A 23,239-nucleotide genomic window follows, 5' to 3' on the forward strand; every position below is an offset into this window, starting at 1 on the left:
CACGGGGTGCCGGGCCGGTGAACTCCTCCGGCCCGGCACCTCCCTCACCGTTCCAGCAGGGCGAAAAGCTCCTCCCAGCGCCGGACGATCTCCGCCTCGGAGAACCGCTGCACATTGGTCCGTGCCCGGTCCCCCATCGCGTCCCGCATCCGGGGGTTTCCGGTCAGCCGCAGCAGTCGGTCGGCCAGGGCGCCGATGTCCCCGGCCGCCGCGAGCAGGCCGTCCTCGCCGTCGCGCACGATCTCCCGTACGCCCGGCGCGCAGTCGAAAGCGGCGCACGGTACTCCGCTCGCCATCGCCTCCATGAGCGCCAGCGGGAAGCCTTCGCCGCGTGAGGACTGGACGAAGACCGAGGCGTCCGCGAGGGCTCCCGGCACATCGTCGGTGCGGCCCTTCCACTCGACCGAACCGTCCAGGCCCAGCTCGGTGCACCGGGCCTTCAGTTCCGCCTCGTCCTCACCCGCCCCGTACACGCCGAGCCGCCAGTCCGGCCGCTGCGGGGCCACCAGCGCCCAGGTGTCCAGGAGCATGTCGATGCCCTTCTGGTCGCTGAGCCTGCCGATGCTCGCCACGCTCTTCCCGGTGCGCGGGGAGGGCACGTCGGGCAGCCCGGCCAGGGCATTCGGCATGAAGCCGACGTTGTTCATGCCGTCGCCCGCCCAGATGTCGGCGTCCTCCTCGGTGAGGACGAGCCAGCGGTCCAGGGCGCTGTAGTGGTTCTTGATCCAGCGGTAGCGGTGGCTCGCGCGGGAGTAGTCGTACGACTCGTGGCTCATCCCGATGACCCGGTGGCCGGAGGTGTCGGCCTCGCCGACCCATTCCATGGCCCACACCTGGGTGACGATGACCACGGCCCCGGGGCTCGCCGTGCGGAAGATCCCGGAGAGCCGCCGGACCGCGCGCCGCTTCTCCTCGGCCCTGGCCGCCTCCCGGCGGCGCGCCGGGATCCGGAAGTGGTCCCGCAGGTTCTTCGGCGCCCAGGGGGTCGGCGGGTGCGCCGGGTACAGGGCGGTGACGGGGTGGCCGGCGGTGTCGGGGAGCGCCATCTTCAGCTCCGAGGCGTGGATGCCGATCACCTGCACCCGATGCCCGCGCTGCTGGAACAGCCGGGCCGTCCGGTGCGTCCAGCCGGTGACCCCGCCGAGTTCGTCGGTGCTGTTGGAGACGATGAATACGTCACGGCTGCGGCTCATCGGCCGGCCCCCCGGGCGGTACGTGAGAGGTGGCGGGCGAAGACGGTGCCGACAACGGCACGGGCCGCGTCGCCCTGGTCGTAGCGGCCGAACTCCTCGGCGAACGCGGCGCGCGCCTCCTGGAATTCGGTGTCGGTGGCCTTCAGACGGCCCATCACCGCGAACAGTTCGTCCTCCGTCTCCACCACCGGGCCCGGTGCCTTCTCCCGCAGGTCGAAGTAGCTGCCCCGGGCCGCGGCGTACGCGTCGAGGTCGGGCGCGAACAGCACGACAGGCCGGTCCAGCAGCGTGTAGTCGAACATGATCGACGAGTAGTCCGTGATCAACACGTCGGCGAGCGCGAGAAGTTCGGTGACGTCATGGTGCGCGGAGACGTCCAGCACCGTGCCGGGTGCGCACAAGGGCAGCCGTGCGGCCTCCAGGTAGTGGGCCCGCACCAGCAGCGTGTACTCGTCACCGAAGCGTTCCGCGAAGCGCGCCACGTCCAGCGGGAGCCTTCGCCGCCTGCGCTTCCCGGTACCGCCGCGGAACGTCGGCGCGTACAGCACGACCTTCTTGTCGTCGGGGATGCCGAGCGTGCCGGCGAGCGCCGCGCGCGGCAGCCGCCCCTCGGTCTCGTCCCTGGCCCGCGCGGCGAGCAGGGCGTCGTTACGGGGGTAGCCGGTCGCCAGCAGCCGCTCGGCGGGGAGGCGGTAGGCGCGGGCGAGGGTGTTCACATCGTGTTCGGAGCGGACGAGGAAGTGATCGAAGCGGTGCACGGCCTCCTGGAGGCGGTGGCGCTGCGGCGCGTTCTGCATCCGTACGCGCGTCTCGTCGAAGCCCATGCGCTTGTACGCCGAGCCGTGCCAGGTCTGGAGATACGTGGTGCCGGGGCGCTTGCGCAGATTCTGCGGGAGGCCCTGGTTGTCGACCCAGTACTCGGCCCGGGCCAGGGCCCACAGATACCGCCACGACCAGCGCCGTACGAGCCGTGCGTCGGCGGGGAACCCCTTGGGGGAGCTCTCGTACGACCAGACGCAGTGCAGCCCGAGACCCTGCCTGCTCAACTCCTCGTGGATGGCCCGGGGGCTGTCGCCGTAGCACTTGCCCATGTGGCTCTCGAAGACGACGGAGCCCTTACGGACGGGCAGCCGGCAGAGCCAGGTGTTGTAGACGGGTGCTTTGAAGGCGCGCGAGTGCCACCGGTCGCGCCTCTTGCGCAGGGCCCGCAGCAGGAGTTGGGCCTTGCGGGCGGGGCGGAAGTGGGTGGCGTAGTGGACCAGGCGGCGCAGGGCGCGGGCGGGACGGTTACGGGGCACGAGCCGCAGCGCCAGGTGGTCCTTGAGCGTGACGTAGGGCTCCCAGGTGTCCCCGGCGAGCCGTCCGAGCCGGGGCCGTGCGGTGAAACGGTCCGGTCCGTCGAGCAGGTCGTGGGCGGCGAAGAGGTCGCTGACGGACCGGGTCCCGCCGGCCTCGACGACCAGGCGGGCGTCCCACAGCGTGTCGCGTGCGCCGAGGGGGCGCAGGACGCGGGTGAGGTCGGCGTGGGTCCGCCAGCGGATGCCGGTGGCCTCGCGGTGCAGCTCACCGACCGGGAAGCGGAAGGCGCGGGAGCCGTCACGCACGCGGAACTCCAGCTCCGCGGTGAGCGGCAGTCCCGGGTCGGGGCCTGCGTGGGCGGGCAGGACGAGGTGCCCTTCGAGGAGCAGGTGTCCGTTGTCGGTGGTGCACCGGGTGAGCCGGTTCATCAGCCGCAGCTCACCGAACGTGCGGTACTGGTGGCCGAGTTCGGTGACATCGAGGTCTGCGGGCATCGCCTGGACCGCATCCGCGGTGGGCCAGTGGACCCGTCCGTCGTCGCCCGTGACGAGAGGGGCGGCCACCGCCCCCGGCCGGTTCAGTGCGTACGCCGCCGCCAGTACGCCGTCCGCGTCGCCCTGGGCGAGGAGGTGGACGGCGACCCGTTCGAGGGGCGGCAGCGTCTCCCGGACCGGGCCCGGGACGCTGTCGCTCAGACCGCGGGCGGTGACCGCGGCGATCCGGTCCCGGTCGGCGGCGGGCAGCCGGGGGAAGGTCCGGACGAGCGGCACCAGCCGGTCGAGCGCGAAGGCACGTTCCCGCTGCTCGCGCAGGTCGTGCAGCCCTTGCGCGACCAGCGTGTTGGATACGCTCCGGTGGGCCTCGATCAGTCCGGCCACGTCCTGCCCGCTCTCCGCGCGCCCGGTCACGATCAGTCTGCGTACGAGCGCGATCCGGCCGGCCGCGGCGGCCGCCAGGGGGCCGAACAGGATCTCGCTGCGGGTGAGGTCCTCCGCGTACCGCAGGCCGTGCCGTTCCAGGGCTTCGCGGCGCACGCAGAACCCGGTCACCAGGGCGTCCCTGACGGTCAGTTCGGGTGCGTCGACGAAGCGGTCGAGCGTCCGGGAGCGGGCGAACAGCTGATGCTGCCAGGAGGGCTCCCGCTCCTTCGTGCCCTCCCCGGTGAGCCGGCTCCAGCGGCCGGCCACGAGGTCGGCGCCGGTGCGTTCGGCGGCCTCCCAGAGGTTGCGGCAGGCGTGGAGCTGGAGGCGTTCGCCCTCGCCGAGTACGAGGATGTGCCGGCCGCGGGCCGCGTCGAGTCCGGTGTTGCGCAGGGCCGCCGTGGAGGTCGCGGCGCTGTCCGCGACGAGGAGGCGGACCCGCCCGGGGCGGCTCGCGGCGAGCTTGCCGGCCGCCGCCCGGGTGTCCGCGTCTGCGTCGGCGGCGAGGACGACGAGGGCCTCGGTGGCCCGCAGACTCTGGCCGGTCACGGAGTCGACGGTCGCCCTCAGTGCGGCGGCCCCTCCCCCGCCGGTGATCACACAGCTGAAGTCCGGTGTGCTCATACCTGCTCCCCCTTGAGCATCAGATCGACGACCCGGGCCGCCGCGGTGCCGTCGTCGAGGTCGCAGAACGACTCACGGAACCGGGCGTAGGCGTCGCGATGTGTTTCGGTGACGGACGCGAGGTCCCCGAGGGCCTCCACGACACCCGACGATGTGGGGATCAGCGGGCCGGGCGCCTGCGCGGCGAAGTCGAAGCAGAAGCCGCGCAGGGTGTCGCGGTAGTGCTCCAGGTCGTGCGTGTGGAACAGCATCGGGCGGCCGGTCCCGGCGAAGTCGAACATCAGGGACGAGTAGTCGGTGACCAGGGCGTCGCTGATCAGGATCAGCTCGGCGACGTCCGGGTAGCGCGACACGTCGCGGACGCACGCGCTCTGCGGGATGCTGCCGCCCACCAGGTAGTGGCGGCGCACCAGCAGGACGCTGTCCTCGCCGAGTGCCTTCTCGGCGTGTGCCAGGTCGAGTTGGAGGTCGAGTCCGTAGCGGCCGCCCTGCTTGGGCCGGTCCTCGCGCCAGGTGGGCGCGTAGAGGATCACGCGTTTGCCGTCGGGGATGCCGAGCCTCTCCCGTACGGAGTCGGCGACCTTCTCCCGGTCGGGGGCGTACAGCAGGTCGTTGCGCGGGTAGCCGCACTCGACGACCGCACCCGTGTGGCCGAAGGCTCCCCGCAGGACCGGTGTGGAGAAGGTGTTCGGTGAGACAAGGATGCTCCACTGCGCGGCGCGCTGCGGCATCGACGCCATGTAGGCGGCGTCCGCGGTCGGGGTGCCCGCCAGATCGCGGCCGATGCGCTTGAGCGGGGTGCCGTGCCAGGTCTGCACGACGAACTGGCCGTCGGCCCGCTCGAACCACTCGGGCAGCTGCGTGTTGGAGACGATCCAGCGGCTGCGGGCCAGTGCCTCGTGCCACTCGGCGCTGTGCAGGGCGACCGCGCGCACTCCGGCCGGGACGCGGACCTGCTCGTCGCGAACCACCCAGAGGTGTTCGAGCGTGGCGTCGCGGCGGGCCAGTTCCTCGTGGATCGCGCGCGGCGAATCGGAGAACTGACGTCCGTCGAAGCTGCTGTACAGAACGGCCGGGCGCAGTTGCCCGCCCCCGCCGCGCAGGGTGGCGTACCGCTCGCGCAGCCGGAGCTGTCCGTACGCGCCCCGGTCCCCGGCGGGCAGTGCGCTGCCCGACTCCAGGACGAGCCGGTCGTGGAAGCGCCGTTCCAGGGTGAAGAGCCTGCCGCCGTCCTGCTCGCGGTGGAGCGGCAGTCCGGCGTGGAGCGGAATCGCGGCCCGTAGCGGGAGGTAGGCGTCCGGGTCGGTCTCGCCGCGTTCGCGCAGGAAGAGGTACCAACGGCCCTCGGGAAGCGGGAGGGTGCCGCCGAGCCCTTCGACGGCCGTCGGGTCCAGGCCGGCCCGGAACCCGGCCGCCGGGTCGCCCGCCACTGTCTCCGCCGCGAAGGCGGTCTCCTCCTGGTGCCCGCTGTGGCGCAGGACGAGCTCGATGCCGCTGTCGTACGTCCCGGGCAGGCTGCCTTCGAGTACGAGTTCCCCGGTGTCCGCCCAGGAGAGCCGTTCAACGACGGGCTGCACGCTCCGGTCGGTGAGGACCAGGTCACCGGAGGGGTTGGCGGCTGCGTAGAGTTCGCGGCCACCGGCGAGCGGGTAGCGCGCGGAGTCCGTCTCCGGCCGGGCGGCCACCGTCACCCGGCGCTTCCCGCCGACGAGTTGGACGCCCCACACCCCGTCGGACCCGCGGAAGGCCGTGAGCGGGACCTCGGCGACGACCGTACCGGCCGAAGCGCTGTCCGGCCCGCTGAGCCCCAGGGGGAATTCCCGGGTCTCCTTGGTGCGCCATTCCTGGACGCGCAGGGCGGTCGGCTCGCTGCCGTCGAGGACCCGTACCTCGATCCGTACGCCTTCCGCGGTCGCGGTGTGCGAGACGAGAACGGCGTCGATCCGGTCGGTGCGCAGCTCCAGCTTGTTGCCCGACAGGACGGGGACGATCCGCGTGCGCTCACCGGCGTACACGACGGCGGGCGCCGCCGGCTTGCCGAGCAGCCGCATCGGACCGCGGCGCGGCCGGCCGCCGCCGAGGACGACGGATTCCAGCTTCCAGGTCTTCCGGCCGCTCTTTCCCGCGCCCTTGGCAGCGAGCGTGCGGGGGTCGACGACGGCCTCGAAGCCGGACCGCTCGTAGCGGTGCAGCGTACGGCCGGACCGGGCGGCGGCCTCGTCTGTAGGGAAGGTGCGCAGGCGCAGCGGGAGGACACGGCGCCCCGACCGCAGCCAGCCGGTGCCGGCCGAGCGTCCCGGCGCGTTACGGACGTAGGCGTACCCCTTGAGGTGCAGCAGTCCGTCCCGCCAGACGGCCTGGGTGAGATGGGCGTGTACGGGGAGGTCGGTGGCGCCGAGGGCGGTGGCGCGGGGCGGGAGCGGTCCTTCGACGACCGGGTACTGGGCGCGGGGCCGGAGCAGGCCGCGGACGTGGAAGGTGTCGGGGTCGGACTTCTCGTACGCGAGGAGGGCGAGGAGTTCCGGCATCCGGCGTTCCCGGATGAGCTGCCACTTGACCCGCAGACGCAGGGGCAGTGCGTCTACGACGGCCGGGTCGACGGTCGCGGCGAACGTGTTGGCGTGTTCGAGGAACGCCTCGTGGAAGGCGGTGTCGCCCTCCGGGAGCGCGTCGATGAATAGCCAGAGGTCCCCGGAGAGTGCGTGCCCGTCGTACCGGCGCTTGGCCTCGGTCATGCCCCGCGCGGCGAGGAATCCGCTGACGGTGGAGACGGCGGTGACCCGGTCACGGATGCCCCGGGGCACCGCACGCCGTGTCGTGATCGAGCCGGCGCGGTCCCGCCAGTGGTACACGGGCTCCTCGACGACGTCGACGGACCGTGCCAGGAAGTGGGCGGGCAGCACGACGGCGATGTCCTCGTACAGCACACCGGTCGGGAACGCGAAGGCATGGCGGTCCCAGAACGATCTGCGGAAGACCTTGTTGCAGGCGATGCGGTCGCCGAGGAGCACCCAGTCCCGGGTGATGTGGGTGGCGGACCGCGGCTTCTCCATCGGCTTGCGGAACATCGGCGACTGTTCGAGTGCGCCGTTGGCGCGGAGCCGGAGCACATTGCCGGTGACGAAGTCGGAGCCGGAACGGCTGAGTTCGCCGAGCATCCGCTCGAACGCACCGGGCGGCACGATGTCGTCGCTGTCGACGAACGTCAGGAACTCCCCGTCCCGGTGGGCCTCCAGGACCCCGGCGTTGCGGGCGGCGCCGAGCCCGGCGTTCTCCTGGCTGATCAGCCGGAAGCGCGGGTCCCGCGCGGCGAACTCCCGGGCGACGCGCCCGCTTCCGTCCGTGGAACCGTCGTCGACCATGACGACTTCGAGGTCGGGCATCGTCTGCCCGGCCAGCGAGTCCAGGCAGGCACCGAGGTACTCCTCGACGTTGTAAAGGGGGACGACGACGGTGAGACGGGGTGCCATGCGCTGTGCACGATCCTTCCGGACGGACAACCTGGGGGTCTGGGGCGGGTCCGGCGTATCAGGGCCGGACACACCCCGGGGGCTAACAACCCCGGCCGGGCCCCGGTCACCCGACGGCAGCCATTCGGGTGACGGCCGGGGGCCGGGGGTCGATAAAACGACCGAGCCCCGTACCGGTGTGGCACGGGGCTGGTGGGGTTCACGCGAAGCTCAGGGCTTGACGGCGATGCGGCCCTCGTCCATGCGCAGCAGCAACAACTGCTCGCCGGTCTTCTCCAGGAACTCGTCGACGGCCTGCCGCGAGCCCTGCCAGTAGCCGTAGTCGTCGATCAGCAGCACACCGCCGCTCACCAGGCGCGAGTAGAGGTGCTCCAGCTCGTGCTTGGTGGAGGCGTACCAGTCGGTGTCCAGGCGGAGGATGGAGATCTGCTCCGGGGCGCGGTCCGGGACGGTGTCCTCGACCCTGCCCTGCACGTAGTGGACGCGCTCCTTCGGGTAGGGCACGTTCTCGAATCCGGCCTGGACGTCCTCCAGCGAGGCCACCGCCCAGATCGGCCGGTCCTTGCCCTGCGCGTCGAGCAGTTCCTGCGCCGACCTGCCGTCAAGCCGCAGGTCCTCCTCGGTGGGTGGGGTCATGCCCTCGTACGTGTCGAAGAGGTACAGGTCTCGCTCGGTCTCCCCGAGCGAGAGCAGCGTCTTCGCACACGCCTGCATGGAGCCGCCGCGCCACACACCGCACTCGACGATATCGCCGGGGATGTTGTGGCGGGCGATGTGGCGGGTCGCGAGGATGAAGGCGTTGAGCCGCTCCGGTGAGGTCATCGAGTACGGCTTGACCGCCCGGATGATGTCCTTCGCCTCGTCGTCGTAGTCCGCCGGGAACTGCGGACCGACCTTGGCCTTCGGCTTGGGCTTCGGTGCGGGCGCCGCGGCTGCGGGGGCGTCGGCGGCTGCCGGGGCCGCCGTGGCGGTTCGGGGAGCGGGCACGGACCCGCGCCTGAGCTGGTACCCGGTGAGTTGCTGAAGGACGCCGTTGACGGCGTTGCGCCAAGCCATGCCCCGGGACAGTACGCGCGTATTGCGACTCATGTCATCTTTCGTCAACCTGTCATTGATTTGCCCCTGTTGGACCATGGAGTCAGGAGCCGGTCTCGGCGGATGCAGGGATGTCGGCGGCGGCGTCCACCGGGAATGCCACCGTTCGCCCACACCGCTCCCGGCCGTCCAGCGGGCGCGGCAGCGGGACCGCGTCCACTCCGCCGACGCGGTTGGCCCACCACACGGTCAACTCCCGTACGGCGAACATCGTCAGCCGGGGATAGCGCTGCGGCCTGCGGAACACCCCGACGGAGTCGCCCCAGTAGGCGCCCTTTTCGATGCCCCGGTAGTCGTGCCAGATGCCCTTGCGGGGCGGGAAGTCGGTGTACGCCTCGCAGAGTTCGAGCCGCGAGTGGGCCGCCATCGCCCGGAAGCCGTCGGGGTAGTAGCGCCAGCAGTCCTGGGCGTCGTGCGCATGGCCGCGGGAGGGTGCGGTGATGAAGGCGTAGCCGCCGGGCTTGAGAACCCGGGCGATCTCCAGCATCGACGCCCAGAAGAAGGGGATGTGCTCGAACGCCTGCCCGGAGAGGACGACATCGGCGCTGCGGGACTTGGCGGGGATGCGGTACGGCCGGGTCATCATGGCGTCGACGTTGGGTCCGTCGAGGACGTCGACCCCGAAGTAGTCGATGTCGTGACCCGCCAGCAGTCCCCTGTGCGTACGGGTCTGCCTACCGGAGATCCGCGATCCGAGGTCGACGACGCGGTGCCTGCGCGTCTTGGGCAGATATTCCTCGATGCAGAGTTCCATCTGCTCATAGGCGGACTGGTGCATGAGGTCCTCCCAAAATTGCCGTGTGCATGAGCTGTTGAGCACAACGACGGCGGGATGCGGAGGGGTCGCACCCGGCGTGGGCGATCCGCCATTCGAGTGGTGGCGCGCCTCAGCAGCGCCTCAGCCCGCCCCGCCGTCGAGGAACAGCCGCCGCACCACACGCTCCGCCGCGCGCCCGTCGTCGTACGGACAGAACCGGTCCCGGAACGCCTTGCGCAGCACCTTGGTCCGCTCGGAATCCCACGCGCCGCTCCGCAGCACCTCCAGCAACTCGTCCTGGGTGGTGGCGATCGCTCCCGGCGTCTCCCCGGGCCGCCCGGAGAGCAGGTCGAAGTAGGTCCCGCGCGAGGCCCGGTACGCGTCCCAGTCGGGTGCGTAGCTGATGATCGGGCGGTCGAGGCAGGCGTAGTCGAACGTCAGCGAGGAGTAGTCCGTGATCAACATATCGGCGGCAAGGCAGAGTTCCTCGACTCTGGGGTGCCCGGTGACGTCGACGACCCGGCCGTGCCGCGCGTCGGGGAGCCCCGCCGTGTGCCCGTAGAAATAGTGGGCGCGCACCAGCACCACATATTCGGCGCCCAGTTCACGGGCGAGGAGTTCCGGGTCGAGGTGGGGCAGGAAGCCCTTGCGGTAGTCGCGGTGGGTCGGCGCGTACAGCAGTGCCCTCTGCCCGGGGGCGATGCCGAGTCCGGCGCGGATCGTGGCCGTCTGTTCGGCGGTGGTGGTGAAGAAGACGTCGTTGCGCGGATAGCCGAGGTTCAGATGCTCGTACGAGGACGGGTAGACCCGGTCCCAGATCTCGGTGCTGTGGGGATTGGCGGAGAGGCTGTAGTCCCACTGGTCGGTATGGGCGACGATCTTCTCGAAGCTGATCCCGTTGGTGAGGGCGGGGTAGGCGCGCTGGTCGAGGCCCATGGTCTTGAGCGGGGTCCCGTGGTGGGTCTGGAGGTAGATCTGCCCGGGGCGTTTGGTGAAGCCGCCGGGGAAGCTGGAGTTGTTGACGAGGTACGTGGCGGTGGCCATGGTCCGCCAGTAGGCGCGAGAGCCCTCGATGACGTACGGGACACCGGGCGGCACCCGGTCGCGGTGGCGCGAGGAGACGACCCAGACGCCTCGGATGTGCGGGGCGAGTTCGAGGGCCTTGGCGTGGATGGCGGCCGGATTGCAGGCGACCCCCCGGTTCCAGTACGCCCCGTACACAGCGAGGCAGGGGTCCAGGGGCCGCAGCAGGTCGGCACGGTAGGCGGTGCGCAGGACGAGGGTGCGGAGCGCCTTCCGGCACCGGAGGAGAGCGGCGGGGACGCGCGCGCGGGCGGTGCGGGCGGCGGTGCGCGCGCGATGGACGGTGTAGGGGCCCGGGAGTCCGGCGGCGCGGTGGAGAGCGGCGCGGTCGCGGGTGGGGAGGGCTTCGGGGGCGCCTTCGGGCTCGTCGAGGAGGCCGCGGAGGTGGGCTGTCCGCGCGGCCCGGATCCGTGGGTCTTCGCCGGTCTGGGCAAGGAGTTGTCCGTACACGTCGAGGAGTGCGAGGGGGCCGTGGCCCTGTTTCGCCCGCGTACCGAGGAGGCGATGACGTACGCAGAGCTGTTCCAGGGTGGCGAGCGTCCCCGCCCCGGACGCCAGCAGGTGCGCGCGCTGGACGGGGAGGACGTCCTCGTACGGGCCGTCGGTGAAGCGGAGCCCGTGGGTGGCCCAGAAGGCGCGCCGGAAGAGCTGGTTGCGTGCGGCGGGGACGGCGTCGGGGGCACCCGGCCGGATCTTGCCCCAGCGGTCGACGCGGTCATGGCCCAGGCGCAGCACGTCCGGGCGGTTCTCCGACAGCAGGCCGGCGGCGGGTTCCAGCACGCCGGGCAGGAGCAGGTCGTCGCCGTCGAGGAAGAGGAGGTAGTCTCCGCGCGCCTCGTCGGCCCCGGAGTTACGCGCTCCACCCACCGTGAGGTGCCCTGCGGGGGCCCGCATCCTCACCCGGGTGTCGCGCTCCAGGTACTCGGCCGCGATGGCGGCGAAGGCGTCCGACGCCCCCACGTCCGACGCCCCTACTTGCGACGCCCCCACGTCCGACGCCCCCGCCTCGACCAGGATCAGCTCCAACTCCCGTACGGGCTGGTCGAGTACGGAGTCCACGGCGGCGCGCAGATATCCCGGTCCGCGGGGGACGGCCATGACCACACTGAGGAGCATGGCAGCCGAGCGTAATCGGGCCGGTACGCGATCCGGCCTTTCCTTTCACCCGTTCGGGTCAGTGCCGGTGACTCGGGGCGCGCACCCCGGTTGAGCATGACCATGAAGCCTCTCCTCAGCGTCGTCGTCCCCGTCCACAATGTCGAGGAGTGGCTGGAGCAGTGCCTGCGGTCCCTGGCCGGGCAGTCGCTCGAAGCGATCGAGGTGGTGCTCGTCGATGACGGTTCCACGGACGGCAGCCGTCGGATCGCGGAGCAATTCGCCGCGCACGACAGCCGTTTCCGGTGTGTCCACCAGCCCAACGCGGGCCTGAGTGCGGCCCGGAACACGGGGGTGCGCCACACCACTCCAGGCGTCCCGTACCTGGCGTTCGCCGACAGCGACGACGTCCTCGTCCATGACGCGTACGAACGAATGCTCGCGTCCCTGGAGTCCACCGGTTCCGACCTGGTGACCGGCAATGTCTGGCGGCTGACCGAGCGCGGCAGGCAGCAGGCGTGGCAGTACCGGTGGCTGACGGCCACCCGCCCCCGTACCCACATCACCCGCGACGCCCGCCTCCTCGCGGACCGGGTCGCCTGGAACAAGGTGTTCCGGCGCTCGTTCTGGGACCGCCACGCCTTCACGTTCCCCGAGGGCAAGCTCTACGAGGACACCCCGGTGATGATCCCGGCGCACTACCTCGCACGCTCGGTCGATGTGCTGCACGAGCACGTCTACCACTGGCGGGTGCGGGAGGGCTCGATCACCCGGCGGCGTACGGACGTGACGGGCGTACGGGACAGGATCGCCGCATGTGAGCAGGTCAGCGCATTCCTGGCCGGCCGGGACGCGGCGCAGCAGCAGCAGCGCTACGACGTGTCGTGCCTGCGCGACGACTTCCTGTACTTCCTGGAGGGGATGACGCTCGGAAGTGCCGCCTACCGCACGGCGTTCATGGCCGACGCGGGCGCCTTCCTGGACCGCGCGGGCAGCTCGGCCCTCGACGGACTTCCGGTGGAGCTGCGGGTCAAGTGGCGGCTGGTGCGCGAGCGCAGGCTCGACGACCTGCTGGCCGTACTCGCCTTCGAACGGACCAACGGGGCAGGCACGTTCGCGGTCGAGGGCCTGCCCGGCCGGCGCCGGGCCGTCCATCCGGGCGTCACCCACGGCGACTCATGGCTCGGCCGGTCCGATCTTCCGGCGGTGGCACGGCTGTTGAGTTCCTCATGGGGCGCGGACGGGCGGCTCGGGCTGCGCGGATACGCGTACATCCGCAACCTCCCGGCGGACACGGCCCGCCACGCACTGAAGTGGGGCGTGCTGCGGTCGGCGGAGGGCAGGCAGCTGCGGTCGGCGCCCTTGCGATCCGTCGCGGCGCCGGTCGCGACCGTGAACTCCGGCCAGCAGCTGCACAGTTACGACCGCTCGGGCTTCGAGATGGACATCGACCCACGCAAACTCGGGCCCGGCAGCTGGCTGGTGGGCCTGGTGGTGTCCAGTCACGGTGTGGTGCGGCGCGCCGCCGTACGGGCCGTGGACGCCGCCTCCGCCCAGCCGCTCGTCCGCGAGCTGGGCGGCGGGCGACGGGCGGTGCTCGGCTACCGGGACGGCCGGCTCGAACTGGCCGTCTCGCAACTGCCCGCCCTCGCACAGGCGCACGACGGCGGCACCGGAACCCTGAGGCTGACGGGGCAGCTGTACGGCGGTGCGCGGCCGAAAGCGCTGCTCCTCACCCTGGACGGCACCGAGGAGGAACGGTCCTGCCCGGTGGAGTGCGGGGACGACGGGCGTTTCGCCGTACGGATTCCGCTCACGGAACTCGTCGCCGTACCCCCGCCGCCCCACGTGGCTCCCCGCGAAGTGGAACCGGAGGGCGGCGCCCGGTGGCGGGCCCTGCTGCTGCTCGCCGACGGCAGCCGCGCCCCGCTCGCCGCCGCGCCCGACCTGCCGCCGCCTGCCACCGCCTGCCCGGCGGGCGAGCTGGTGGTGGATGTGACCGGGCAGCCGGTCGTGGACGGGGCGCGATGGACGGCCGACGGCGGCCTGCACATCGAGGGGACGGGGACGGGCGCCGAACTCCTTCTGCGCCACGAGGCCCTGCGCGAGACGGCGACCGTCGCCGTGACGCGGCAGGACGGCCGTTTCACCGCGTCCATGCCCACCGAACTCGTCGCCGCCACGCTCCAGGAGGGCCGCTGGGACCTGCGCCTGGACGGCTTCCCCGTACGCGCCACGTCGTCGCTCACCGCCCGCCTCCCGCTCCACCGGCCGGGCGGTGAAGGCGAGTTGGCCCTCGAACGGCGTCACGGCGACCGGCTGACCCTGCACGCGGGCCCGGCCCTGCCGGTCACCGAGCGGGGCGCGTACCGCCAACGCCTGCTGCGCACCACCCACTACCCGGGGCGGCGCACCCTCCCGCTGCGCGACACCGTCCTGTACACCGGCGGCGACTCCCCGCGCGCCGTCCACGCCGAACTGGTGCGGCGCGGCACCGACGTCGAGCACCTCTGGGTGACCGCAGGGCGGGCGGGGCGGGCGGCGCACGTCCCGGACACGGCGGTCCCCGTCGTCGAGCACAGCGCCGCCTGGTACGAAGCGCTCGCGCGGGCCCGCCGCATCGTGACCGACGACCAGCTGCCCGAGTGGTTCGAGCGCCGCCCCGGCCAGACGGTCGTGCAGACCTGGCACGGCACTCCGCTCGGCCGCTTCGGCACGGACCTCGACGGCAGCCTGTACGCCGACCACCACGCGCTCGCCTCCCTGCCGCACCGCTCGGCCCAGTGGTCCGTACTGGTCTCCCCGAGCCGTTTCGCCACCCCGCATCTGCGCCGCGCGCTGGCGTACGGGGGCGAGGTGCTGGAGACGGGCTCGCCCGCCGCCGACCTGCTGTTCGCGCCCGACCGGGAGAAGACGGCCGAGCGGGTCAGGCGCCGAACGGGCATCCCGGACGGCCACCGGGTCGTGCTCTACGCACCGACGTACCGCGACCACCTGGCCCACGACCGGACGGCTTCCTCCGGCCACCGGCCGGGCCCGTACCGCTGGGACCCGGCGCTCGACACGGCCGCCCTGGCGCGGTCGCTCGGCGCGGACCACACGGTGCTGGTGCGCAAACATCCCCGGGTGACGGGCAGCGTGCCGGCCGGTCCTGGTGTGCTCGACGTGTCCGGGCACCCGGACACCGCGGAACTGCTGCTGATCGCCGATGTGCTGGTCACGGACTACGCGGGCCTGGCGTTCGACTACGCGCACACCGGCCGCCCGATGCTCTTCCACACCTACGACCTGGAGCACTACCGGGACACGGTGCGCGGCTTCTGCCTGGACTTCGAGACCCGGGCGCCGGGCCCGCTGCTCGTCACCACGGACGAGGTGGCGCAGGCGCTGCGCACCACGGGCGTGCTGGCGGCGCGGCACGCGGACGCGTACGAGAGCTTCCGCAGGGACTACTGCGAGCTGGACGACGGGGGTGCGGCGGGCCGGGTCGCGGACCGGCTTCTGGCGGACGGGGCGTGATGCCTCCGCACTGGTTCAGCTCTGCCGCAGCGCGGCGACCGCCGATGCCGCGAGGTCGTCCAGGTAACCCTTGGGCAGGTCCCCGCGGACCACGGCCAGGCGCCAGTACAGCGGGCCGACGATCAGGTCCAGGGCCCGGTCCGGATCACTGCCCTCGGGCAGCTCGCCCCGGGCCACGGCCTCGCGCACGACGACGGCGGCCACGCCCTGCTGCTGGTCGAGCAGGGCGGCCTTGATCGCGTCGGAGATCTCCGGGTTGCGTGCCGCCTCGACCAGCAGATCGGGGATGACCTGCGAGGCGACCGGGTGGCGCAGGGCATACGCGGCCAGTTCGAGTACGGCGCGGACGTCCCCGTACAGCGAACCGGTGGCCGGTGCGGGCATCCCCTGCGAGGCGACCGCCGAGACCAGGTCGAGTACGAGCGAGAGCTTGGACTTCCAGCGGCGGTAGACAGCCGTCTTGCCGACGCCCGCGCGCCGGGCGATGCCCTCGATCGACATCCGGGCGAATCCCACCGAGGCCAGTTCCTCGAAGACGGCGGCACGGATCGCATCGGTCACGTCCTCGCGCAGCACGGCTGCGCCCGCCGGCGTGCGGCGTCGGGTTCCTGGGTCGGTGGCCATGGGCGGAATGATAGTCCGTAACGACGAAACGGTTGCGTTGCGACGTGGAAGCGTCTTACCCTCGGCGTTGCGACGATACGGTTCCGTCCCGTCGCGAGTCCGTCACAGCCCCCCATCGAAAGCGATCGTGGTGAGCCAGACAGCAGCGCCTCCGGCGCCCGTGGATTCAGCCGCCCCCACTCCCCTCCCGGTCCACGCACCGGGCGAGCTGGCCGCACTCGCGGCCCGGCACGGGCTGACCGTCAGCGGGGCCCGGCCCTCGCTGATGTCGTACATCGGGCAGCTGTGGGGGCGCAGGCACTTCATCACGGCGTTCGCCGGCGCCAAGCTCAGTGCCCAGTACAGCCAGGCGAAGCTCGGCCAGATCTGGCAGATCATGACGCCGCTGCTCAACGCGACGGTCTACTACTTCATCTTCGGTGTCCTGATGAACACCAAGAACGGAGTCGCCGACTACGTGCCGTTCCTGGTCACCGGCGTCTTCATCTGGACCTTCACCAGCAGCACGATCACCGCGGGCACCCGGGCGATCAGCGGCAACACCGGGCTCGTACGGGCCCTGCACTTCCCCAGGGCCTCGCTGCCGATCGCGCTCGCCCTCCAGCAGCTCCAGCAGCTCCTGTACTCGCTGGTGGTGCTCCTCCTCATCCTGCTCGCGTTCGGCCAGTTCCCCCAGCCGTCCTGGCTACTGGCCATACCCGCTCTGACCCTCCAGGCCCTGTTCAACACGGGTGTCTCGATGGTCGTGGCGCGACTCGCAGCCCAGACCCCGGACATCGCCCAGCTCATGCCGTTCGTCCTGCGCACATGGATGTACGCGTCGGGCGTCATGTGGATCCTGGACACGCATCTGTCGAACGGCCGGGTCCCGCACGCGGTCGTGGTGGCCCTGGACTGCAATCCCGCCGCCGTCTACATCGACCTGATGCGGTTCGCCCTGATCGACAGCTTCACCGGAAAGCAGCTGCCCGACCATGTGTGGTCCATCGCGACGGGCTGGGCGCTCGTCTGCGCGGTCGGCGGCTTCGTGTACTTCTGGAAGGCCGAGGAGCGTTACGGACGTGGCTGAAACCCCCGATATTCGAGTTCCCACCGTCGTCGTGGACGACGTCCACATCACGTACACCGTGCATGGCGCCCGTACCGGCAAGGGCAGCGCCACCTCGGCCCTGAGCCGGCTCGCGTCGCGCGGGAAGAGCCCGGGAGCGCGGGAGGTGCACGCCGTGAAGGGTGTCAGCTTCGCCGCGTACCGGGGCGAGGCCATCGGCCTGATCGGCTCCAACGGCTCCGGGAAGTCGACGCTCCTCAAGGCCGTCGCAGGTCTGCTGCCGCCGACCCGGGGCCGGGTCCACACCCAGGGACAGCCTTCACTGCTCGGGGTGAACGCCGCGCTGATGAGCGATCTGACCGGCGAGCGCAATGTCGTCCTGGGCGGACTGGCAATGGGCATGACGCGCCGGCAGATCCGCGAGCGCTACCAGGACATCGTCGACTTCTCCGGCATCAACGAGAAGGGCGACTTCATCACGCTGCCGATGCGGACGTACTCCTCCGGCATGGGGGCCCGGCTGCGGTTCTCCATCGCCGCGGCGAAGAGCCACGACGTACTGCTGATCGACGAGGCGCTGTCCACGGGGGACGCCAGATTCCAGCGGCGCAGCAAGGACCGGATCAAGGAACTGCGCCAGGAGGCGGGCACCGTCTTCCTGGTCAGCCACAGCAACAAGTCGATCACCGAAACCTGCGACCGGGCATTGTGGCTGGAATCGGGCACGCTACGCATGGACGGCCCGGCCAAAGAGGTAGTAGCCGCCTACGAACAATTCACCAAGCCAAACCCGAAACGCTGACCGCCAACCCAAGCCCGCCCGGCCAACCCCAGCCCGCCCCGGCCAACCCCGGCCCTCCCCGGCCAACCCCGGTCCACCCTGGTCAACCCCAGTCACCCTGGCCAACTCCAGCCCGTCCGGCGTTTGAGGACAGCAGTAACCCGCACACCCTCCACCGCCGCATCCGCCGCACCCGCCGCCCCAACACCGGCAAACCCAGCCCGTCCGGCGCTTGAGGACAATCAGTAGCCCGCACCCCCAACCGCCGGACGGCTAAACCAAGCCCGTCCGGCGATTGAGGACAAGGTGGGACAAGGGCGCCCACCACCGCCCAGCAACTACGCGTGCGTCCGCAACAACGTCCGCATCGTCCGCATAGCCACCGACAGATTCGCCAGATCAAACGCGTCCGAGCTCTGGATCTCATCCAGCGTGGACCGCGACCGCGCCAGAATCGCCGCGTTCTTCTCCTCCCACGCCGTGAAGCGTTCCTCCGGCGTCGACGACCCGTTGCCCACCGACAGCACGTCCGCGGTGAGCGCGGCATGCGCCGCGTACAGGTCCTCGCGGATGGAGGCGCGGGCCATGGACTGCCAGCGGTCGGCCCGCGGCAGCTCGATGATCCGGTCCATCAGCTGGGTGATCCGCAGCCGGTCGGCGAGGTCGTAGTAGACCTCCGCGACCGCCAGCGGGTCCTTGCCGGTGCGCTCCGCGATCGCCACGATGTCCAGCGCCGGGAAGGCGGAGGAGAATCCGGCGACCCGCGTCGCCAGCTCGTCCGGGACACCCACCGAGGTGAGCTCTTCCCGGATCGACTGGTACCACTCCTGGTCCGCACCCATGAGCATCTTGGGCAGCTGACCCCAGACCTGCTCCACCCCGTCCCGGAAGAACTCGATCGTCTCGGCGATCTGGACGGGCTGCGGCCGGTTGCCGAGCAGCCAGCGCGAACCGCGCTCGACGAGACGGCGCGAGTGCAGCCGGATGCGGGTGAGGACATCCGCGTCGACCTGGTTGTCGAGCGCCTCGACGGCGTCCCACACCTGGGCCAGGCCGAAGATCTCGCGGGCCGCGGCCTGCGCCCGCACGATCTCCTCGATCGACGCCCCGGTCTCTTCCCGCAGCCGGTGCAGGAAGGTCGAACCACCGGTGTTCACCGTGTCGTTGACCAGCACGGTCGTGATGATCTCTCGGCGCAGCGCGTGCCCGTCGACAACCTCCGGGAAACGCTCCCGCAGCTGCTGGGGGAAGTAGGCGTGCACCAGCTTCTGCAGATGCGGGTCGTCCGGCAGGCTGGTGGAGATCAGCTCGTCGGCGACCGTGATCTTGGTGTACGCGAGCAGCACGGACAGCTCGGGCTGGCTGAGCCCCTTGCCGGAGTTCAGCAGTTCGCGGATCTGCCGGTCGTTGGGCAGGAACTCCAGCGCCCGGTCCAGGGTCCCGTCGCGGCCCAGCCGGCGCATGAAGCGCTGGTGTGCGTGGAGCAGGGACGGTGCCTGGGCGCAGGCGTTGCCGAGCGCGGTGTTCTGCGCGTAGTTGTTGCGCAGCACCAGCCGGCCGACCTCGTCGGTCATCTCGGCGAGCAGCTTGTTGCGCTGCTTGACGGTCATGTCGCCGTCGCGGACGAGCCCGTTGAGCAGGATCTTGATGTTCACCTCGTGGTCGGAGGTGTCCACACCGGCGCTGTTGTCGATCGCGTCGGTGTTGATCCGGCCGCCGTTACGGGCGAACTCGATCCGGCCGAGCTGCGTCGCGCCGAGGTTGCCGCCCTCACCGACGACCTTGGCCCGCAGGTCCTCGCCGTTGACCCGGATCGCGTCGTTGGCCTTGTCGCCGACGTCCGCGTTCGACTCGTGGGACGACTTGATGTACGTACCGATGCCGCCGTTCCACAGGAGGTCGACGTCGGCCTTGAGGATGTTCTGCATCAGCTCGGCGGGCGTCATCTTCGTGACCCCCGACTCGATGCCGAGCGCCTCACGCACGTGCGCGTTGATCGGGATCGACTTGGCGCTGCGGAGGTGGATGCCACCGCCCGTGGAGAGCAGTTCCTTGTTGTAGTCGGCCCAGGAGCTGCGCGGCAGGTCGAAGAGACGGCGCCGCTCGGCGAACGAGGTGGCGGCGTCCGGCTTCGGGTCGATGAAGATGTGCCGGTGGTCGAAGGCCGCGACCAGCCGGATGTGCTCGGAGAGCAGCATGCCGTTGCCGAACACGTCACCGGACATGTCGCCGACGCCGACGACGGTGAAGTCCTGCGTCTGGGTGTCGTGACCGAGCTCGCGGAAGTGCCGCTTGACGGACTCCCAGGCGCCGCGGGCGGTGATGCCCATGCCCTTGTGGTCGTAACCGGCGGAGCCGCCGGAGGCGAAGGCGTCACCGAGCCAGAAGCCGTACGCGACGGCGACCTCGTTGGCGATGTCGGAGAAGCTCGCCGTGCCCTTGTCCGCGGCGACGACGAGGTAGGTGTCGTCCTCGTCGTGGCGGACGACATCGGCGGGCGGCACGACCTCGCCGGCCACCATGTTGTCGGTGATGTCGAGCAGCGCCGAGATGAACATCTTGTACGAGGCGATGCCCTCGGCCAGCCAGGCGTCACGGTCGACGGCCGGGTCCGGGAGCTGCTTGGCGACGAAGCCGCCCTTGGCGCCGACCGGCACGATGACGGTGTTCTTCACCATCTGCGCCTTGACCAGGCCGAGGATCTCCGTACGGAAGTCCTCCCGCCGGTCCGACCAGCGCAGACCACCGCGGGCGACCTTGCCGAAGCGCAGGTGGACGCCCTCGACGCGCGGCGAGTACACCCAGATCTCGAACGCCGGACGCGGCGCGGGGAGGTCCGGAATGGCCTGCGGGTCGAACTTCATCGACACATAGCCGTGCGGCTCGCCGCTCTCCGCCTTCTGGAAGAAGTTGGTGCGCAGCGTGGCCTTGATGACGGTGAGGAAGGACCGCAGGATGCGGTCCTCGTCGAGCGAGGCGACCTGGTCGAGCGCGCCCTCGAGCTCCTCCAGGAGCCCGTCGGTCAGCTCCGTGCCGGCCCGCTGCCGCTCGGGCGACATCCGCGCCTCGAAGAGGGAGACCAGCAGCCGGGTGGTGTGGACGTTGTTACGGAGGGTGTCCTCCATGTAGTCCTGGCTGAAGGTCGACCCCGCCTGGCGCAGGTACTTCGCGTAGGCGCGCAGCACCATGGCCTGGCGCCAGTTGAGTCCGGCGCGCAGCACGAGGGAGTTGAAGCCGTCGTTCTCGGCCTGACCCGTCCAGGAGGCGGTGAAGGCTTCCTGGAAGCGGTCGCGGGCGTCGTCGGCGAGGTAGTCGCCGCCGTCGGTCTGCGGCATGCGCAGCCCGAAGTCGTAGATCCAGGCGCTCGTACGGTCCGCGCAGCGCAGCTCGTACGGGCGCTCGTCGACGACCTCGACGCCGAGCCGCTGGAGCACCGGGAGGACGGCCGAGAGGGAGACCTGATCGCCGGTCCGGTAGATCTTGAAGCGGCGCTCGCGGGAGACGGCGCCGACGGGCTCGTACAGGCTGAGCGCGAAGTCCTTCTCACCCCGCTGGAGCGCTTCGAGATGCACCAGGTCGGCGACGGCCGCGCGCGACGAGTGGTCGGCCTTGTAGCCCTCAGGGAAGGAGTGCCCGTAGCGGCGCATCAGCTCGGCGGCGCGCTCCTCGCCGCACTCGGCGTTCAACGCCTCCTGGAAGCCGTCGGCCCAGGAGCGGGCGGCCTCGACGAGCCGGGCCTCGATGCGGTCGGTGTCGGCGTCGGTGAGGTGCGGCAGTTCCGTGCCCGGCGGGACCCGGATGACGAAGTGCAGCCGGGAGAGGATCGACTCGGTGTTCCAGGCGGTGAAGTCGACGTTGGTGCCGCCCAGCTCCTCCTTGAGGATGTCGATGAGCCGCAGGCGCACACCCGTGGTGTAGCGGTCGCGCGGCAGGTAGACGATCGCGGAGTAGTAGCGCCCGTACTCGTCCTGGCGCAGGTACAACCGCAGCCGGCGGCGCTCCTGGAGGTAGAGCACGGAGGTGACGATGGAGCGCAGCTGGTCGGGCGGCGTCTGGAACAGCTCGTCGCGCGGGTACGTCTCCAGGATCTGGAGCAGGTCGCGGCCGTCGTGGCTGTTGTACGAGAAGCCCGCGCCGTCGAGCACCTCGGCGACCTTGCGGCGGACGACGGGCACGCGGCGCACGGACTCGGTGTAAGCGGCGGAGGAGAACAGTCCGAGGAAGCGGCGCTCACCGATGACGTTGCCGTCGGCGTCGAACTTCTTCACTCCGACGTAGTCGAGGTAGCTGGGGCGGTGCACGGTCGCCCGGCTGTTGGCCTTCGTCAGGACGAGCAGCTTGTGCTCACGGGCCTTGGCGCGGACGTCGGCGGGCAGCCGGTCGAAGGACGGGGAGACCGGGTGCGCCTCCTCGCCGGTGTGGTGCGGGTCCGCGCGCAGAATGCCGAGGCCGGTACCGGGGACGGCGGTGAGTGCGTCGCTGTCCTTGAGCTCGTACTCGCGGTAGCCGAGAAAGGTGAAGTGGTCGGCGGCGAGCCAGCGCAGCAGCTCGCGGGCCTCGTCGACCTCGTCGTCGGCGAGGTCGTCCAGCGGCTCACCGGGAAGGTCGTCGGCGATGCGCAGAGCCGCGTCGCGCATCTTCTCCCAGTCCTCGACGGTCTCCCGTACGTCGGACAGGACCCGCAGCAGATCGGCGGTGATCTGCTTCAGGTCGGCACGGTCGGTCTCGCGGTCGATCTCGACATGGATCCAGGACTCGACGAGCGCGTCGTGCGGCAGCTCGGCCTTGTCCGCCTTGGCGCCCTTGGCGTTCTTACGGCCCTTCGGGACCGGGCCGGCGCCATTGACGTCGGTGAGGACCTCGATGAGCTTTCCGGTGACATCGCGGCGGACGATGATCTGCGGGTGGATCACGACATGGATGCCACGCCCCTGCCGGGACAGCTCATTGGTGACGGAGTCGACCAGGAACGGCATGTCGTCCGTGACGACCTCGACCACGGAGTGGCTGGACGTCCAGCCGTTCTCCTCGACGGTCGGGGTGTGCACCCGGACGTTCGCCGTGCCCTGGGGCCGGTTTTCGGCGAGCCGGTAGTGGGAAGAAGCCGCACCGAAGACATCGACCGGGTCCCGCCCGCTGACGTCCTCCGGGGCAGTGTGCAGGTAGTAGCGCTGGAGATAGGCGAGCAGGGTGCTCTCGCTCGGACGGTCTCCCTGTCCGGTCCCGGCACCCGTCCCGGCAACGTGCACCCGGGGGGTACGTCCCGGGCCACCGACACCACCGCCCGGGCTGTTGTCAGCTACCTCGGCGGCCCGTGCGAGCAGCTCGGCCTTGGCTTCGTCCAGCTTGGTCTGCATGTCCTCTGGCTCCTGTCGCGCGCCGTTGCGTGACGTAGGTGAAAAAGACGACGTACCGCCACGACACGGGGTATCCGGTCTGGGTCGACGCTATGCCGCTATGAGAGATACCCGGGACCGTATGGGCCATTTTTGGCAGGCGGTCCGGGATACGGAGAGCGCGGATCGCCCGGGCACTGTGGCACTCCGGGCGCAGGCCGGGGGCTTCGCTGCCCCCGAGGCGTATCGCGCTGATCACGGCACCAGGCTATCTCCCTTGCCCCCGTCGCCGTCATGAGCTGTATGTGTACAAAAGATGGGTCCTAACTTTGACACTTTGGACAGTGCGCCGCGTCGTCTTGGCGAACCGCGCCACAACCGGCAGGCTGTCCGGG

The 23,239-nt window shown here is 70.9% G+C and carries 11 protein-coding genes; 3 read left to right on the forward strand and 8 right to left on the reverse strand.

The window, feature by feature from the left end:
* Positions 1-44: 44 nt before the first annotated feature.
* From ACFT7S_RS24130 to ACFT7S_RS24155, 6 genes are all read right to left on the reverse strand, one after another.
* A complete protein-coding gene (locus ACFT7S_RS24130) occupies positions 45-1,193 on the reverse strand; it encodes a glycosyltransferase (RefSeq protein WP_382735178.1) in 1,149 nt (382 codons plus the stop codon).
* Positions 1,190-4,036 (reverse strand): CDP-glycerol glycerophosphotransferase family protein, encoded by a 2,847-nt coding sequence (locus tag ACFT7S_RS24135; RefSeq protein ID WP_382735179.1) that lies wholly within the window; start codon positions 4,034-4,036, stop codon positions 1,190-1,192. Before ACFT7S_RS24135 ends, ACFT7S_RS24130 begins: the two co-directional genes overlap by 4 nt.
* A complete protein-coding gene (locus ACFT7S_RS24140) occupies positions 4,033-7,506 on the reverse strand; it encodes a CDP-glycerol glycerophosphotransferase family protein (protein ID WP_382735180.1) in 3,474 nt (1,157 codons plus the stop codon). Before ACFT7S_RS24140 ends, ACFT7S_RS24135 begins: the two co-directional genes overlap by 4 nt.
* 210 nt (positions 7,507-7,716) lie before the next feature.
* Positions 7,717-8,595, reverse strand: a complete 879-nt coding sequence (locus ACFT7S_RS24145; protein WP_382735181.1) for a TylF/MycF/NovP-related O-methyltransferase — start codon at positions 8,593-8,595, stop codon at positions 7,717-7,719.
* A 49-nt stretch (positions 8,596-8,644) separates the two neighbouring features.
* On the reverse strand, positions 8,645-9,379 hold the full coding sequence (locus tag ACFT7S_RS24150; RefSeq protein WP_382735182.1) for a methyltransferase domain-containing protein: 735 nt from the start codon (positions 9,377-9,379) through the stop codon (positions 8,645-8,647).
* A gap of 120 nt (positions 9,380-9,499) precedes the next feature.
* Positions 9,500-11,557: a CDP-glycerol glycerophosphotransferase family protein gene (locus ACFT7S_RS24155; RefSeq protein WP_382735183.1), complete on the reverse strand. Its 2,058-nt coding sequence runs from the start codon at positions 11,555-11,557 to the stop codon at positions 9,500-9,502.
* Between the two features lie 102 nt (positions 11,558-11,659).
* Between ACFT7S_RS24155 and ACFT7S_RS24160 the strand changes: the two genes are divergently transcribed.
* Positions 11,660-15,055: a CDP-glycerol glycerophosphotransferase family protein gene (locus ACFT7S_RS24160; RefSeq protein ID WP_382735207.1), complete on the forward strand. Its 3,396-nt coding sequence runs from the start codon at positions 11,660-11,662 to the stop codon at positions 15,053-15,055.
* Positions 15,056-15,070: 15 nt separating this feature from the next.
* Here the strand turns inward: ACFT7S_RS24160 and ACFT7S_RS24165 are convergent, their stop codons facing one another.
* Positions 15,071-15,679 (reverse strand): TetR/AcrR family transcriptional regulator, encoded by a 609-nt coding sequence (locus tag ACFT7S_RS24165; protein ID WP_382735184.1) that lies wholly within the window; start codon positions 15,677-15,679, stop codon positions 15,071-15,073.
* 127 nt (positions 15,680-15,806) lie between these two features.
* Here ACFT7S_RS24165 and ACFT7S_RS24170 point away from each other — a divergent pair, with 127 nt between their 5' ends.
* Both ACFT7S_RS24170 and ACFT7S_RS24175 read left to right on the forward strand, forming a co-directional pair.
* Positions 15,807-16,748, forward strand: a complete 942-nt coding sequence (locus ACFT7S_RS24170) for an ABC transporter permease (RefSeq protein ID WP_382735185.1) — start codon at positions 15,807-15,809, stop codon at positions 16,746-16,748.
* Positions 16,741-17,529, forward strand: coding sequence for an ABC transporter ATP-binding protein (locus ACFT7S_RS24175; RefSeq protein ID WP_382735186.1), 789 nt, complete (start codon positions 16,741-16,743; stop codon positions 17,527-17,529). The genes ACFT7S_RS24170 and ACFT7S_RS24175 overlap by 8 nt, the downstream gene beginning before the upstream one ends.
* Before the next feature lie 317 nt (positions 17,530-17,846).
* On the opposite strand, the gene ACFT7S_RS24180 is transcribed toward ACFT7S_RS24175, so the two are convergent.
* Entirely contained in the window at positions 17,847-22,865 is a 5,019-nt protein-coding gene (locus tag ACFT7S_RS24180) for an NAD-glutamate dehydrogenase (RefSeq protein WP_382735187.1), read from the reverse strand.
* Between the last annotated feature and the right edge of the window lie 374 nt (positions 22,866-23,239).

The sequence above is a fragment of the Streptomyces sp. NPDC057136 genome (genome assembly GCF_042670885.1).
Classification (GTDB): Bacteria; Actinomycetota; Actinomycetes; order Streptomycetales; family Streptomycetaceae; genus Streptomyces.

Coding starts and splice junctions, on each gene's coding strand:
- ACFT7S_RS24130 (WP_382735178.1), bottom strand. CDS start 1,193: ATGAGCCGCAGCCGTGACGTATTCATCGTCTCCAACAGCACCGACGAA.
- ACFT7S_RS24135 (WP_382735179.1), bottom strand. CDS start 4,036: ATGAGCACACCGGACTTCAGCTGTGTGATCACCGGCGGGGGAGGGGCC.
- ACFT7S_RS24140 (WP_382735180.1), bottom strand. CDS start 7,506: ATGGCACCCCGTCTCACCGTCGTCGTCCCCCTTTACAACGTCGAGGAG.
- ACFT7S_RS24145 (WP_382735181.1), bottom strand. CDS start 8,595: ATGAGTCGCAATACGCGCGTACTGTCCCGGGGCATGGCTTGGCGCAAC.
- ACFT7S_RS24150 (WP_382735182.1), bottom strand. CDS start 9,379: ATGCACCAGTCCGCCTATGAGCAGATGGAACTCTGCATCGAGGAATAT.
- ACFT7S_RS24155 (WP_382735183.1), bottom strand. CDS start 11,557: ATGCTCCTCAGTGTGGTCATGGCCGTCCCCCGCGGACCGGGATATCTG.
- ACFT7S_RS24160 (WP_382735207.1), top strand. CDS start 11,660: ATGAAGCCTCTCCTCAGCGTCGTCGTCCCCGTCCACAATGTCGAGGAG.
- ACFT7S_RS24165 (WP_382735184.1), bottom strand. CDS start 15,679: ATGGCCACCGACCCAGGAACCCGACGCCGCACGCCGGCGGGCGCAGCC.
- ACFT7S_RS24180 (WP_382735187.1), bottom strand. CDS start 22,865: ATGCAGACCAAGCTGGACGAAGCCAAGGCCGAGCTGCTCGCACGGGCC.